This window comes from Mucilaginibacter sp. AK015 (assembly GCF_014200785.1).
Taxonomy (GTDB): Bacteria; Bacteroidota; Bacteroidia; order Sphingobacteriales; family Sphingobacteriaceae; genus Mucilaginibacter.
In genome coordinates this window covers 1,348,131-1,361,997 of the sequence record NZ_JACHCV010000001.1, presented here as the reverse complement: position 1 = coordinate 1,361,997, position 13,867 = coordinate 1,348,131, and the positions used below count along the sequence as shown (strand labels likewise).

Genomic DNA, 13,867 nt, shown 5'->3' with positions numbered 1-13,867 from the left:
ACGGTTCAGTCTTTGTTTTGCGTTAATCGGTTTGCCAGGATCAGCCCCGCGCCACCGCAAAGCCCCAGGATGCTTGTCGGGATCGCATTCGAGCGGCCAAGGGCATTGAACTGCACCAGGATACCGATGATGGCCACGCCAGCGCTTAGCCCGATCACCACGATGCCCAGCTTGAGCAGCGCCTTCTGCATGCCCGATTCGCCGCGGCTATGCGCGTCCGGGTCCATGCCTTTTTCGATCATCAGCAGGCGTTCCTTGTGCCGCGCCTTGTGCGAGAAATACCAGGCCAGGAAGATGAATAAACAGCAGGCCAGCGCCAGCAGCCCGAAGATTTGGATATTTTCCATGTCGTTTAATGTGCTTTCTGCCTATTGGATTACCACCTGAAAGGAAAGGTTACAAATACTTTTAATTAGAAGCTGGTCAAAGGTTAAAACCAACCAATAGGAATAGCGCAGTTTGGAAACCCTGCGCTACTTTAATCAAGAATAAAACCGTTTGCCTATTCGATCACCACACCACTGCCCGAAGCCTTAATTGGCTGCATTGGCGCGTTCATAAAGCTATCTGAATAGTTCACGCCGCCGGCCGAATAACCCGCGCCATGCCCTCTATCATGCAGGATCAGCAGCTGCGCATTCGGCAAAACCCGTTTGATCAGCCGGTTATAGGAGGGACGGCACCAGGGATCCACGTCACCCGCCGAGATCAGCGCGGGCACAGCGGAACGTCCCGGTAAGTGTATGGCCTCCGGTACCGGACGGACCTTCCAGCAGTCGCAGATCGGATGGTCCACGTTGTTGAAGACATAACCGGCCAGCCAGGGAAAACGTTTCTCCTGCGCGGCAATGACTGATATATCCGCAAAGGCGATCTGCCCGCTGCAATACACCGAATAACGCATCCCGAGGCTCACGGAAGGGTTCCCGGCGAAATAGCCGTCCAAAACTTCGCGCACATAGGGTCCACCTTTTCCGGCAATGATTTCTGAAATAACAAAAGGCACCGATTTTACTTGCGCCGTATTCAGCCGGTTAATGATCGCGTCCAGTAATTCCTGTTTGCCGTACCGAACAGTGAGGCTGTCCATGCCTTTCTTTTCCTGGTACCTGATAAGAAACCGCCGGCTGCCGAGGTCGGTAAAGTAACGTTGAAAGCGGTTCTTCAGATTCGTGTACGCCGCAGACGAATCCGCCGCGCAATTGGCGAACACCTGGTCCAGCGCCTCGTTGATATTGTTCAGTGCGCTTTCTTCATAAGTCACAAAGGCCGGCAAGGGTGAATTCAGCAGCAGCAAGCGAACTGTCTCCGGATGGAGCTGCGCTACCGACAGCATCAGGCCACCGCTGTAGGATATGCCCACCAGGTTCAGGGAGTCCAGACCCAGCGCCAGCCGCAGGTCGTTGATGTCTTCCACGCTTTCTGCGGTATTATAAGCCGAAAGATCAATGCCCTGGGCGATCAGCTTGTCGCGTGACCGCTTTACCGCCAGCAGCACCAGGCTATCTTTGTCGGCATTTTCCCGATAGCTTTGCTTGATCGCGTCATAGACCTCATCCGCTTCCAGGTTGGGTATCGCCCGTTTGGTACCCCGCTGGTCAAAGGCGATAAAGCCGCCATAGCGCAGGAAGCCTGAGTTATAACTAATACTGTCTATGCCAGCCGTCGTACTGTAACCCGGACCGCCGGTCATGTATAAGGAAACATTTTTGTGCGCATCCTGATCGGGACGACGAACAAAGAAAAATGGCAGTTTGACCTTACGACCGTTGGGTTTGCTTCTGTTTTCAGGTACCACCAGGTAGCCCGTTTTTAAGATCAGCTTTGGGTCCGCTTTGACGAGTTTGGGATAAGGTTCGATACGGACAGTATATTTTTGGGCAAATAACGTTTGAGCCCCTGGTCCAAGCCAGCCGGCTAACCATAAAAAGAAAAATATGAAGGAAAATCTGTTGCGTTTCATAGCTACAAAATAACCGGGATACTATAACCCCATAAAGTAAAAATCGGACAATCGGCAGCCGTCAGAACACCTGGCTGATCTTCCGCCCGGTGAATTTGAAAACGTCCTTGTAAAAATGCGCCGGATCATAATAGCCATAGGTCCAGGGCCGGAAATTATTCCTGTCAGCAACCATGGCGGTCAGTGCAGTTCTCGCCCGCAGTACCGAGAAGTAGCTTTTCGGCGCAATGCCGACCACCCGGTTGAAATAACGATTGATACTTTTAGAAGTAATGAAGAGTCGTTCAGCGACCTCGGAAGTATTCAACTGCATACCGGAAGCCGTATATTCACCGATAGCATCCCTGACCATGGATGCATAATGATCCGCTGTCGTACGCTGCATTGACCCTAGCAAAAAGGTTTCCATGGCAGCAACACGTTCCCTGAAGGAGGAGGCCCTTTTGATCCGACTTAGCAATTCGCGGGGCAAGATGCGGTCAAGGCTGATGACCCGGTCTGCCATCCACACCTGGTTGAGACCCAATACCGCTTCTAACCCTCCCGGGTAGAATTTAACGGTAAAGATGCGGTCTTCCGGCCGGTTATGCCGCCTCACCAGGCCGTTGCGGAGGATCAGGATATCCTGTTCGTTTTTAATGGTATAACGGTGATCACCCACATCGATCAGGTAGCCGCCGGTGAGGTTGATATAAAATGTCGGCGTCCAGCTTTCAAACATGGTCACGCTCGCATGTCCCTGATCAAAGTATTGTTCACATTTGTCCGCCGACGATTCCGAAAAGAACTCCACATATGGCAGCAATTCACCGCAGGGAGCGGTGAAATCATAGATCTCCCGGATGTTCTGAAATATTTCGATCATAGCGAGGCGCAATATCGATAAGACGACTATTAAATGAAATGGTTACGAAAAATTGATAGGCGGAAAGCAAATTTATTATATATATGCTTACAGTGAAGCATGCATGTTCTTAGCTTTAATCGTTTTTTAGTATTTCATCGGTAAAATGCGCCCGATGTTTATCCTGCCCGAATTTTTCCCTGTTATAATCATCCGACTGGCCCCGCGGAATGGACAGCGATCGCCAATCGACAGCAACCATTTTTCCAATATAAACGATTTGACCGATATGGTAGGGATAATGCGCCAGTTGCCGGTTGATGGCTTCCAGCACGGTATGCCCTTGGTTCCGGATATAGATGATCTTGCCAAGATCAGCTTCTGTCAGCGACCGTAAAGTGTCTAACAATGTTTTCCAACCGGTTTCCCAAAGTTGGAGCATGGCTTCCCTGGACACCATGTCGTTATCAAATTCGGCTTCCCGGTCGCGGCTTTCCTTTTCGCCATCGCTCGTCAGGAAATCGGTCCAGCGGCTAAGCATATTGCCGGCGAGATGCTTGACGATGGTGGCAATGCTGTTGCTGTCGGCATTGTACTGCCAGCATAACTGCTCATCCGAGACCTGCGCAAAGGTTCGTTCGCCCAATAATTTATAGTATTCAACTTGTTTGATGACGCTGTCCAGGTAGTTCATAAGCCGCTGTTCTTTCGTCCGTAACTAAAATAAATAACCAGTCCGATAGCCAACCAGATCAAGAGACGCAGCCAGTTGGCCCAACCCAATCCGTAGATCATGGCGCCGCAAAAGGCCATACCTAGGATCGGTACCACCGGCACCCAAGGCGCACGGAACTGCCGTTCCAGGTCAGGTTGCTTTTTGCGCAGGATGATCACGGACACATTGACCAGGATAAAGGCGAACAACGTGCCGATGCTGCTCATGTGACCGACCACGCCGCCGGGTACAAAAGCCGCGAACAAGCCGACCAGCACCATGATCACCAGGTTGGCTTTGTAAGGGGTTTTGAAACGCGGATGCAGTTGTGCAAAGGCGGAAGGTAATAAGCCATCTTTGCCCATCGCGTAAAATACCCTGGATTGCCCCAGCAGCATGGCCAGGATCACCGATGAGAAACCGGCAAGTAAAGCCACCGTCACCAGTTGGGCCAGCCAGCCGTAACCCGGCATAGCCTGGTGGATGGCAAAAGCAACGGAGGCTTCCCGCCCACGGCTTCTGAAATCATCGACGGAAGCCAGGCCGGATAAGACATGGCCGAACAGGATATAAAGCACGGTGCAACAGGCCAGCGTACCTAAGATACCGATGGGTAAGGTGCGTTTCGGGTTGATCGTTTCCTGTGCCGTGGTGCTCACGGCATCAAAGCCGATAAAGGCAAAGAAGACAGTGCCTGCCGCAGCTAAAATACCGCCCAGGCCTCCAAAGGCGTGGGACAGTCCTTGTTCGTCCACATAGGTACCCGCAGCTGGTATATAGGGGGTATGGTTCCTGCTTTGCATGAAGCCCCAGCCGGTGGTGATGATCAGGATAACGATACTGACCTTGACGATCACTATAGTATTGTTGACCCAGGCCGATTCGCGGGTGCCTTTGATCAGCAGCAAGCTCATGAGCGCAATGATGACCAGGGCCGGCACGTTCAGTATGCCCTGTTCACCTGCCGCCGAGACCTGAAAGGGCGAATGTGACCACGCAAAAGATACCGTCCGCCAGTGCAGGATATTGCCCAGCAAATGATTGAGGTACTGGCTCCAGGAGATGGCGACGGTGGCGGCACCTACGGCATATTCCAGGATCAGGTCCCAGCCGATGATCCAGGCGAGTAGTTCGCCCATCGTGGCGTACGTATAGGTATAGGCGCTGCCGGAAACCGGAATGGCCGACGCAAGCTCGGCATAGCAAAACCCGCTGAGCGCACAACCCAGCGCTGCGATCACAAAAGCAATGGTTACCGACGCACCGGCGTCGTCGGCAATAGCCGTTGCGGTGCTGACAAACAGGCCTGACCCGATGACTGCGCCGATGCCCAGGCCGATCAGTGACCAGACGGTCAGTGTTCGCGGCAGACCTTCGCCGTTTTTAAGCAGGCTTTCAATAGATTTCTTTTTCCAGATGGACATCAGGTGGTGAGGTTTAGTTTTGATTTTATAGCGGTCAGTTCACCAAGCAGGCGTGTTTCGCTTACCGGCAGCTTACCGGCCAGGCGCACGATCTCGGCATTCAGGGTGTCGATCTCCGTAGGTCTGCCTTCACGGATATCCTGTAAGGTGGAGATGAATTGTCCATCGGACAGGCGACTGATATGTAATAGACTGTCTTCGATCTCCTGAACGGTTAAGCTAAAACCCTGTGCGGCTGCGACCGCGGCACATTCATCAATCATACGGCGGGCGATGGCCAATGCCTGCGCATTGCGGTGAAAGATCCCGTTATCCGTTTCCAGCAAGGGGCAGACTGAATTGAACACACAATTGACGATGGCTTTTTTCCAGACCAAGGGATGAATATCGCTGACCGCTTCGAAACGGAACCAAGGGTTATCCAATGTTTTTACAAGTTCATCCAGCTGGTTGCCCCGTATGGTTCCAACCGGACAGGCGCTTACCGGCTTGAACCGGACAACGCCCTCACCGTCAAACTGGCTGGTAACCAGCAGCACACAGCGGTAAAGTGACTGGTTGGAAAAAGGCGCCTCGATCCCAAGTCCGTTTTGCAGCAGCACCACCGGCGCTTTTACATCCCTTAATTTGACAGCGATCGCCGCGTTGGCAAAAGATTTCGCGGTGATCAGTACCGGCCCATGACCGATGTCGGCAAGCGTGCCAACAAGTATGTTGGCCTCCAGGTTTTCAGCTGGCAGCTGTACGGTAATGGGCAGGCTCCGCGCCGGGGTCCTGCGAATAAGCATCACCTCTTTTCCGGCATAATGGAGCATCACGGCCAGCGCCTGGCCGATCGCACCGGCACCAATAATATAGATCATGATCTTTTACTGTAAACGATGAGCGATGCTTTGGCTATGGCCGCCTTGTTCAGTAGAAAGCCGGTCAGGGCGGCTGTTGCCTTTGCCGTCGTACCTAATTTTTCCGTGTTCAGGGCATAAACGGTAATGATATAACGATGCGGTGCATCACCTTCGGGCGGACAAGGGCCCTGATAACCCGGGGCGCCTGTATCGTTGGCGCTGGTTAAACTGCCGGGCGGGATCATTCCGCGTTTGAGCTGAGAGGCCGTTACCGGAATATCCACGACCACCCAGTGCCAGAAACCACTGCCGGTAGGTGCGTCGGGATCATACATGGTCACCGCGAAACTTTTGGTCCCGTCAGGTGCATTCGTCCAGTGCAGTTCAGGAGACTGGTTATTACCGCTGCAACCCATATTAGCGGCGATAAAGGTCTGAGTAAATTGTCCGCCGAGATCGTCGCTCTTTACAGTGAACGTTTGCGCGGATACCCGCATACTCCATAATATAAACGTAAGAAACAGGATCTTTTTCATGCTCCAAAGTTGAAGCACAGGGCCGCCTTCGTGTTATTGCGAAAAGTTCAACCTTTATTGCGGGAAGCCCAATCTGTGGGTGAGTGACCGAACTGGCGTTTAAAGGCGGTGTTGAAATTGGACAAGTGCTGGTAGCCATAGTCCAGGTACAGCTCACTTGCCGGTCTTCCTTTGACCAGTTCGCTGGCAGCGATCTCCAGGCGACGCTGCCGGATATATCTCTGCGGCGATAGCTGGTAGGCTTTTTCAAAATCCCGTTTGAAAGATGACAAGCTGCGGTTGGCGAGGAACGCCAGTTCATCCAGCGTTAATGGCGTGAGCAAATGCTGCTCGACCAGTGCTTTTAAGGAGTTATTTCCTGGGCCACCAAATATGCCAGCAATCACGTCCGGTTGCTTTTCGTACAGCGCGGTCAATAGTTCCTGCACTTTCAGTTCAGCCATACTTGCGGACAGGGTTTGCTGCTTCCTGATCAGGGTACGCAGGTGCTGTACATAATCATTTATGTAATCGCTGACTTCAAAATGCAGATAAGGGGCGGTACTTTTAAGTCTCCGATCCGGTTGATGGGCGATGAAGTCGTGTCCGATCTTTTCCGGAAAAAAAACGATAAAGCTGTGGTATAGTTCATTGGTATTGCTATGCTCCGCAATGATGGAATGGCCTTGGGGGATCAGCATGCCGTGACCCGGGCGCAGTATCGTATTACCGCCCGCCCGGTAGATCTGCTTTTGTCCCTGCTGAACCAGGCTGATCGCGTAGCGGTCGAACAGGACCCGGTTACGGAAAGGCCCGCCACGGTCACTGTAATCAACAAAAGCGATCTCGCCTGTCGTGATCTGCGGTTGTTGCCTGGTGGCTTCGGGTACGCGTACAATTTCCATATCACATAATTAATTTACCTAAGCGGCGTAAAGCGTCCTCGAGTTTTTCGTTCCAGGGCATCCCGTAACTCAGGCGCATACAATTGCGGTACTGGTCCTGCAGGGAAAACATATTACCTGGCGCGATGCTGATGTTTTGGCGCATGGCGCGTTCATACAACGCCACCGAATCGATCTGTTCAGCCAGTTCCAGCCAAAGCATAAAGCCCCCCTGTGGCTGGCTCACCTTCGTACCCTCAGGAAAATATTCAGCGATCGCGCGGGTGTAGCGCAACGCGTTGGCTTGCAGGGTATGCCGCAGGCCGCGCAGATGATGTGCATAACGACCGGTCTCCAAAAAACCGGCGATCACTTCCTGGGTAATGGTCGTTCCCGCAATACTGTGATATAACTTGCGTCGCAATACTTCCTCCTTGAACTTGCCTGGCGCTACCCAGCCCACCCGGTAACCCGGTGCCAGGGTCTTGGACACCGAACTGCACCACAGGACCAGCCCGCTGTCATCGAACGAGCGGCAGGAACGCGGTCGCTCCGAGCTGAAGTAGACCTCCCCATAGAGATCATCTTCGATCAACGGCACACCATAGTGCTGGATCAGGCGTACCACTTCCTGTTTATGTTCATCAGGCATCAGGCTGCCTAAAGGATTATTAAAATTGCTTACCAGTAAACAAGCCTGCACCTGACCCTTTGTTAATACTTCTTTCAAAGCGTCCACTTCCACACCGGTCTGCGGGTGGGTCGGTAATTCGATCACCCGCAAACCCAGGCTTTGCGCCAGTTGCAGGATGCCGAAATACACCGGGCTCTCCACGGCGATGGCATCGCCGCGCTGCGTAACCGCCATCAAGGACATCGCCAGGGCGTCCATGCAACCCGAAGTGATTACCAGGTCTTCTTCTGTTAAAGTTTGCCGCTCATTGCTGTAAAAGCGCGCCACCTGCCGCCGCAAATCCGCATTGCCCTGTACCTGTTCATATTCCAGGCCGCTGCCGGCCAGCGAACGCATCGCGCGCAATAATCCTTTATTCAGCTTCGCTACCGGCAGGAGTTCCAAAGCCGGGACACCCAGTGACAATGGGATCGCTCCATTCCGGCCCATATCCTGATAAACCCGGCTGATCACTTCATGCAAAGCGCCGCCCGTTGTCTGCCCGGGCGCGCTGACGCCCGGTAAAGGCAGGTGCTTTTTAGGTGATCGGTGTACAAAATAGCCGGAACGCGGTCTTGACTCGATCAATGATCTCGCCTCCAACTGGTAGTAGGCCTGCAAAGCAGTGCTCTGGCTCACGTCGTACCGCTCACAGATGATGCGCAGTGAGGGCAAGCGATCGCCGATGCGCAACACGCCCTGTGTGATCTGTTGTTCGATCTCCGAGGCAATACGGTCATATAAAAAAGTGTTGGCCTTCATCTGCTATGGTCAAAAATACAATTTCTGCATCTGTACAGGTAGAAATTTTTCTAACAATTTTGTGTCATGACCAAAAAAGACATCACCGGCCTGCATCAGGTCCATCCCTGGCACGAGCGCTATATCCGCCGGACGGACGAACTGCCACCTGCCGCCGTATTAGAAAAACACCGACAACTGTTTACGCCCAACGAGCTGAACCAACTGGAACAGCTGGGCGACCAGCGCTATGCCCCCGGTAAATGGACCGCGCGGGAGATCCTGCAGCATTTGATTGACACCGAACGCATCCTGGGTTACCGGGCCTTGTGCATTGCGCGCGGTGAACAAGCCCATTTACCTAATTACGACGAAGCGGCCTATGGTCAGTTCGTCGAAGTCACCGCACGCAGCATCGGTGAATTGCTCTCGGAGTTCGACCTGTTACGTCAAACGAACTTATTGCTGTTTAAAAGTTTTAATGAGGCCATGCTGCGACGCGTCGGCATCGCTGCGGATAAGCGGGTGTCGGTTCTTGCGCTAGCCTATATTCTGGGCGGGCACCCGTTGCATCATGTAGCTATCATCCGCGAAAGGTACTTTCCGTTGCTTCAACCGGTTACCGTCGTGGCGAATGTGCCGGAATACCTGCCTTATTTTGAAAGGCTGAACAAAGCCTGGATTGTCAAGGACTTTGTCCTGGAACATGAAGATGTTTATGTCCTGGAACATGCGAAGGAGGCGGTCATCGACCGGGGCGGGGTCATCTTATATGCGTTAGACGCAGGACAAGTCGTCGGCACCGTAGCCATCCAGCCGCATGGTGAGGAATGGGAAATGATCAAAATGGCGGTAGCGGAAGATCACCGCAAACGAGGTATCGGTCAGTTACTGATCCGCTCGGCGATCGCACACGCAAAGACCATGGGGATCGGTCGCCTGACGCTCCATTCCAATAGCAGTTCGAATGCGAAAGCGGTCGCCCTGTACCGAAAGCTCGGCTTTCAGGAAATTCCGCTTGGAAATGTCCCTTATGAACGCGCCAACATCAAAATGGAAATTAAAATTTAATACATATGCAGATACCTGTAACACAAAACGAAAACAGCCAGCTGGCTGCTTATGACTTTAACAACATCCGGTTCGGCACCAATCCGACGGATCATTTATTCAGCGCGGACTACCAGGACGGCCAGTGGCGGAACGCAGAAGTAAAACCTTTTGCTGAGTTTTCTATCAGCCCGCTGGCGCTATGCCTGCACTATGGGCAGACCGTCTTTGAAGGCATGAAAGCGTTCCGGCTGGCCGACGGCAGGGTCAGTATTTTTCGCCGGGATAAGCACCTCATCCGCCTAAACCGCTCACTGGCGCGCATGTGTATGCCCGAGGTTCCGAAAGCGCTGTTCTATGCTGCATTAGACGCGTTGGTTGCTACAGACGAAGGTTGGGTATCGGACTTGCCCGGCACTTCGCTTTACCTGCGCCCGATGGTCATTGCCAGCGAAGCCCGCTTAGGCGTGCTGGAATCTGCGGACTACAAGTTCATGATCGTTGCGCTGCCCATGGCCAATTATTATGAGGGGACCGTTAAAGTGAAGGTGGAGACCGAATACACGCGTGCGGCTAAAGGGGGTGCCGGATTCGCTAAATGCGGCGGTAATTACGGAGGCGCATTCCTGCCCACCCGCCTGGCCCGTGCTGCAGGTTTCGATCAGGTGCTCTGGACCGACGGCGAGACGCATAGCTATATTGAAGAATCCGGCACGATGAATGTGATGTTCGCTATTGACGGTACCCTGATCACCCCACCGCTGACCGGCACCATCCTCGATGGGGTGAACCGCGACTCTATTTTGACGCTGGCACGTGAACGGGGTATAATGACTGAAGAACGGCCCATCAGCTACCAGGAACTGCAGGCGGCCTTTGAACGAAACGCGAAAATCGAAGCTTTTGGCGTCGGCACCGCCGCCGTACTTACCCAGATTCGGGAGATCGACATTTTGGGCAAAAACTATTTCCCGGCTACGCCGAACGATGGTATGGCCGCCACTTTACGCGATGAGCTCAACGCCATCCGTACTGGTTGCCTCCCGGATCGTCTCGGCTGGAACCATGTTGTAGCTTTGCGTGAAAAAGCGGAACTTGCAGGATGAGTAAAACGCTGATCATTACCGGCGCCGGTCGAGGTATTGGCGCCGCTACAGCAAAACTGGCCGCACAGTACGGCTACGCCGTGGCTGTCAATTACCATCGCAACCAGGCCGCCGCCTATGCCGTCGTCGAACGCATCAGGAAAGACGGCGGCACTGCTGAAGCGATACAGGCTGATGTCAGTACGGAAGCCGGCGTCCTGCAGCTTTTTGCAGAAGCCGACCGCCTGCTACCCTCGCTGGCCGCCCTGGTGAACAACGCCGGCATATTGGAGCCGCAAACGACGGTAGAGCATATCACAGTTGATCGCCTCCAGCGCCTCCTGGCCGCCAATACTATCGGCCCCTTCCTGTGTTGCCGTGAAGCGATCAAACGAATGAGCCCCGGCAGTGCGATTGTCAACGTTTCCTCCCTGGCAGCCAGGACCGGCGCGCCTAATGAATACGTCGATTACGCGGCCAGTAAGGCGGCGTTGGAGGCGCTGACGATCGGGCTGTCCAAAGAGGTCGCCCACCGGGGGATACGTGTCAACGGCGTTCGTCCCGCCTTCATCTACACCGATATTCATGCCGATGGCGGCGAAGCGAACCGCGTTGACCGCATTAAGGCTAGCATTCCGCTGCAACGGGGCGGGCAGCCCGAAGAAGTCGCCGAAGCTATACTTTGGCTGCTGTCCGGTAAAGCTTCTTACGCTACCGGTACCTTTATCGACCTCGCCGGCGGCAAATAGACTATTGACTATGTTAACAGAGATTCTGACTAAACTATACCGAAGGGACCTGCTTAAGCTCCGGCAGGAGCTTAACGCCTATAGAACCGAAGCCAACATCTGGCGGACGGAAGGCCAGATTGCAAATTCAGCCGGCAACCTGACCCTTCACCTGATCGGTAACCTGAACCACTATATCGGGGCCGTCCTGGGAAAGTCCGGCTATGTGCGTGACCGACCGGCAGAGTTCGCCTTGAAAGATATTCCGCGCGATCAGCTCGTGCACCGAATTGACGAAACCATAGCGGTCATCGAAAAAACAATGGGCTCATTAACTAACGACGATTTGACCGCCGAGTTTCCGGAAGCTATAGCAGAGGGCCGCGTATCAACGGGTTATTTCCTGGTTCATCTGGCTACACATCTCGGCTATCACCTCGGGCAGGTCAATTATCACCGCCGGTTGCTGGATTCATGAAGCAGGATGCAGCTACTCTTCACAATTGCCGCTATCATGACCAACTTCTACTAATAATTTGACATCTTCTTTGATTCGCTGGTAATTCATCAAAATTTCGCTATGATGGACAGTCCTGGGATTGGGTATATCCTGGTAGGCCAATTCTTCTCGCCGAATCGCGTCATGGTCATTTTGTATCTGGCAATGAAAGGTTTTAAGCTCGATCTTATTGGTCGGGTCATCGGCAACCATACCCACAAATTCACCGGAGGAAAGCCCTGCGATTTTGGAGGCTGGAATCGCATAGTCTAAGTGCGTTGAACGGCTGATAGAGGTATCATTACTATTGATCGAGACGCTTTCTTTCTGTTGATTGATCTTACCAAATCGCTCAGACAGTTGTTTGGCGGTATCACCGGTCACCTGACCGCAAATGATATTGCCCACAATGTTCATAATGACTTCGGCCTGTTCACGGCCGTAATCTTTCTTTAGTTGAGAATAATCTTGCACGGCCAGCGTGACCGCCACTTTGTTAGAGCGGGCGGTGGCGATCAGATGATCGATACCATTAAAATAAATGGTGGGAAATTCATCAAAGATCAAACTGCATTTCTGTTGCTGTTTGCGGTTGACCAGCTTATTGATGCGGTTAACATATAGCGAAAGTACCGCGCCATAAACTTGTGACTTCTGTGGGTTATTGGCCAAACAAACGACCTTTGGGTCTGTCGGGTTATTGATATCCAAGGAAAAATCATTGCCGCTGAGCACATAATAAAGCTGTGGTGAGGAAAGCCGGGCCAAACTGATCTTGGCGCTGGCGATCTGACCTTCCAATTGCTCGAACGCTTCGTTACGCCAAGCCGAGATAAAGGGGTTGATCAATACCTCGATCTCCGGTTCGCTGGTCAAAACCGCGAACAATTCCTTATAGTCCACCAGTGATAATTCAATCACATGCGGCAGCGTGCAATACTTACCGCCTTCATATTTCTTCAGGAACCAGATCAGTGCGGTCACAAAATTGATCGGCGATTCCACAAAGAAGTCGCCTTGCTTTTTGATCCATTCCCGGTTCAGGCCCAGCATAATGGTACGCGCGGCTTCCATTGCATCGGTAATGTCCAGCATGGTTTCCGGTTCCAGCGGATTGCTGCGGTGCATGATAATTTCAAAGTTGATCACATAGAATGACCGGCCACCGTGTAGCCGCAGCGCATTGTAGGCGATCTTACTCAGGTCATCATACTTGAAATCATAGATCAGCATGCTGAACCCCTTGGCGATATGCTGGGTGATGAGGTGCCTAATCACGAAATAAGACTTACCCGCACCGGGACTTCCGCCGACTAACGTCCCGCGAAAGGGATTGATGACATTGATCCAGCTATCCCGCTCTTTGCTTTTCAATTGATACTTAGCCGGTAAGTTGATAGAGTATTCGTTCTCCAACAGCCGTTCTTCCTGGGGAAAGGTCTCGTTTTCCTTGTTGAAGATATCCCTGCCCAATTTCAGTTTCAGCATCCGGAACAAAAGACCACCGCCTGTCATGAATAACAAATAACCCACACTAGTCGCCACGATATAAATGATCGCCTGATGGATATAGCTGCTGCCGAAATACACAAGCAGGCCGACGCTGCAATAAGTAATGATCGTCCTAGGCCTGATCTTTTCGTCCTTTTTGCCCTTGCTACCGATCAAAGAAACGATAAGCAGGGTAAGCGCGCTAAGTTTGGCCCACAGCATGGTTTTGAATACCGCCATTTTGGACAGCGGTAATAAAACATGGTCGACGACATTGTGTGTCAGGTGCCATCGCTGAAAGGTGGTATAACAGATGAGGTAAAAGTGAATAATCAGTATGGCGATGCTGAGCAGTCGCGTGAAGTCGATGATCTTGCGCAGGGCTTGTTCGTTCTCTCCGGTTTGCATAA

Annotated in this window: 14 protein-coding genes; 4 read left to right on the top strand and 10 right to left on the bottom strand. The window is 52.6% G+C overall.

The window, feature by feature from the left end; all coding sequences use genetic code 11:
- Positions 1-5: 5 nt before the first annotated feature.
- From HDC91_RS05965 to HDC91_RS05925, 9 genes are all read right to left on the bottom strand, one after another.
- Entirely contained in the window at positions 6-347 is a 342-nt protein-coding gene (locus HDC91_RS05965; RefSeq protein ID WP_183549265.1) for a DUF6249 domain-containing protein, read from the bottom strand.
- Between the two features lie 155 nt (positions 348-502).
- Entirely contained in the window at positions 503-1,963 is a 1,461-nt protein-coding gene (locus tag HDC91_RS05960; protein ID WP_183549263.1) for an alpha/beta fold hydrolase, read from the bottom strand.
- Between the two features lie 61 nt (positions 1,964-2,024).
- Positions 2,025-2,828, bottom strand: a complete 804-nt coding sequence (locus HDC91_RS05955; protein ID WP_183549261.1) for an AraC family transcriptional regulator — start codon at positions 2,826-2,828, stop codon at positions 2,025-2,027.
- A 115-nt stretch (positions 2,829-2,943) separates the two neighbouring features.
- The gene (locus HDC91_RS05950; RefSeq protein WP_183549259.1) at positions 2,944-3,501 is read right to left on the bottom strand and encodes a DUF1572 family protein; all 558 of its coding nucleotides are present in this window, start codon (positions 3,499-3,501) and stop codon (positions 2,944-2,946) included.
- Entirely contained in the window at positions 3,498-4,946 is a 1,449-nt protein-coding gene (locus HDC91_RS05945; protein WP_183549257.1) for an amino acid permease, read from the bottom strand. Before HDC91_RS05945 ends, HDC91_RS05950 begins: the two co-directional genes overlap by 4 nt.
- Positions 4,946-5,809, bottom strand: coding sequence for a ketopantoate reductase family protein (locus tag HDC91_RS05940; protein WP_183549255.1), 864 nt, complete (start codon positions 5,807-5,809; stop codon positions 4,946-4,948). Before HDC91_RS05940 ends, HDC91_RS05945 begins: the two co-directional genes overlap by 1 nt.
- Positions 5,806-6,327 carry a YbhB/YbcL family Raf kinase inhibitor-like protein gene (locus HDC91_RS05935; RefSeq protein WP_183549253.1) on the bottom strand — a complete coding sequence of 174 codons (522 nt, stop codon included), beginning with the start codon at positions 6,325-6,327 and terminating at the stop codon, positions 5,806-5,808. The genes HDC91_RS05940 and HDC91_RS05935 overlap by 4 nt, the downstream gene beginning before the upstream one ends.
- Before the next feature lie 47 nt (positions 6,328-6,374).
- The gene (locus tag HDC91_RS05930; RefSeq protein WP_183549251.1) at positions 6,375-7,211 is read right to left on the bottom strand and encodes an AraC family transcriptional regulator; all 837 of its coding nucleotides are present in this window, start codon (positions 7,209-7,211) and stop codon (positions 6,375-6,377) included.
- 1 nt (position 7,212) lies between these two features.
- Positions 7,213-8,625, bottom strand: coding sequence for a PLP-dependent aminotransferase family protein (locus tag HDC91_RS05925; RefSeq protein ID WP_183549249.1), 1,413 nt, complete (start codon positions 8,623-8,625; stop codon positions 7,213-7,215).
- A 66-nt stretch (positions 8,626-8,691) separates the two neighbouring features.
- On the opposite strand from HDC91_RS05925, the gene HDC91_RS05920 reads away from it, so the two are divergent.
- Genes HDC91_RS05920 through HDC91_RS05905 form a run of 4 tightly spaced genes read left to right on the top strand, consistent with a single transcriptional unit; the run spans position 8,692 to position 11,945 of the window.
- The gene (locus HDC91_RS05920; RefSeq protein ID WP_183549247.1) at positions 8,692-9,675 is read left to right on the top strand and encodes a GNAT family N-acetyltransferase; all 984 of its coding nucleotides are present in this window, start codon (positions 8,692-8,694) and stop codon (positions 9,673-9,675) included.
- Between the two features lie 5 nt (positions 9,676-9,680).
- Positions 9,681-10,760 (top strand): branched-chain amino acid aminotransferase, encoded by a 1,080-nt coding sequence (locus HDC91_RS05915; RefSeq protein ID WP_183549245.1) that lies wholly within the window; start codon positions 9,681-9,683, stop codon positions 10,758-10,760.
- Complete coding sequence (locus tag HDC91_RS05910) at positions 10,757-11,488, top strand: SDR family oxidoreductase (protein WP_183549243.1); 732 nt, start codon at positions 10,757-10,759, stop codon at positions 11,486-11,488. Before HDC91_RS05915 ends, HDC91_RS05910 begins: the two co-directional genes overlap by 4 nt.
- Before the next feature lie 10 nt (positions 11,489-11,498).
- The gene (locus HDC91_RS05905; protein WP_183549241.1) at positions 11,499-11,945 is read left to right on the top strand and encodes a DinB family protein; all 447 of its coding nucleotides are present in this window, start codon (positions 11,499-11,501) and stop codon (positions 11,943-11,945) included.
- A gap of 12 nt (positions 11,946-11,957) precedes the next feature.
- Here HDC91_RS05905 and mobC read toward each other — a convergent pair whose 3' ends face one another.
- Positions 11,958-13,865: a conjugal transfer protein MobC gene (mobC, locus tag HDC91_RS05900; RefSeq protein WP_183549239.1), complete on the bottom strand. Its 1,908-nt coding sequence runs from the start codon at positions 13,863-13,865 to the stop codon at positions 11,958-11,960.
- Positions 13,866-13,867: the final 2 nt, after the last annotated feature.

What these genes read in the sequence shown, in the direction of transcription:
- HDC91_RS05955 (WP_183549261.1), bottom strand. Translation starts at nt 2,828, where the DNA reads ATGATCGAAATATTTCAGAACATCCGGGAGATCTATGATTTCACCGCT.
- HDC91_RS05930 (WP_183549251.1), bottom strand. Translation starts at nt 7,211, where the DNA reads ATGGAAATTGTACGCGTACCCGAAGCCACCAGGCAACAACCGCAGATC.
- HDC91_RS05950 (WP_183549259.1), bottom strand. Translation starts at nt 3,501, where the DNA reads ATGAACTACCTGGACAGCGTCATCAAACAAGTTGAATACTATAAATTA.
- HDC91_RS05915 (WP_183549245.1), top strand. Translation starts at nt 9,681, where the DNA reads ATGCAGATACCTGTAACACAAAACGAAAACAGCCAGCTGGCTGCTTAT.
- HDC91_RS05940 (WP_183549255.1), bottom strand. Translation starts at nt 5,809, where the DNA reads ATGATCTATATTATTGGTGCCGGTGCGATCGGCCAGGCGCTGGCCGTG.
- HDC91_RS05905 (WP_183549241.1), top strand. Translation starts at nt 11,499, where the DNA reads ATGTTAACAGAGATTCTGACTAAACTATACCGAAGGGACCTGCTTAAG.
- HDC91_RS05965 (WP_183549265.1), bottom strand. Translation starts at nt 347, where the DNA reads ATGGAAAATATCCAAATCTTCGGGCTGCTGGCGCTGGCCTGCTGTTTA.
- HDC91_RS05945 (WP_183549257.1), bottom strand. Translation starts at nt 4,946, where the DNA reads ATGTCCATCTGGAAAAAGAAATCTATTGAAAGCCTGCTTAAAAACGGC.
- HDC91_RS05910 (WP_183549243.1), top strand. Translation starts at nt 10,757, where the DNA reads ATGAGTAAAACGCTGATCATTACCGGCGCCGGTCGAGGTATTGGCGCC.
- HDC91_RS05935 (WP_183549253.1), bottom strand. Translation starts at nt 6,327, where the DNA reads ATGAAAAAGATCCTGTTTCTTACGTTTATATTATGGAGTATGCGGGTA.
- mobC (WP_183549239.1), bottom strand. Translation starts at nt 13,865, where the DNA reads ATGCAAACCGGAGAGAACGAACAAGCCCTGCGCAAGATCATCGACTTC.
- HDC91_RS05960 (WP_183549263.1), bottom strand. Translation starts at nt 1,963, where the DNA reads ATGAAACGCAACAGATTTTCCTTCATATTTTTCTTTTTATGGTTAGCC.
- HDC91_RS05920 (WP_183549247.1), top strand. Translation starts at nt 8,692, where the DNA reads ATGACCAAAAAAGACATCACCGGCCTGCATCAGGTCCATCCCTGGCAC.
- HDC91_RS05925 (WP_183549249.1), bottom strand. Translation starts at nt 8,625, where the DNA reads ATGAAGGCCAACACTTTTTTATATGACCGTATTGCCTCGGAGATCGAA.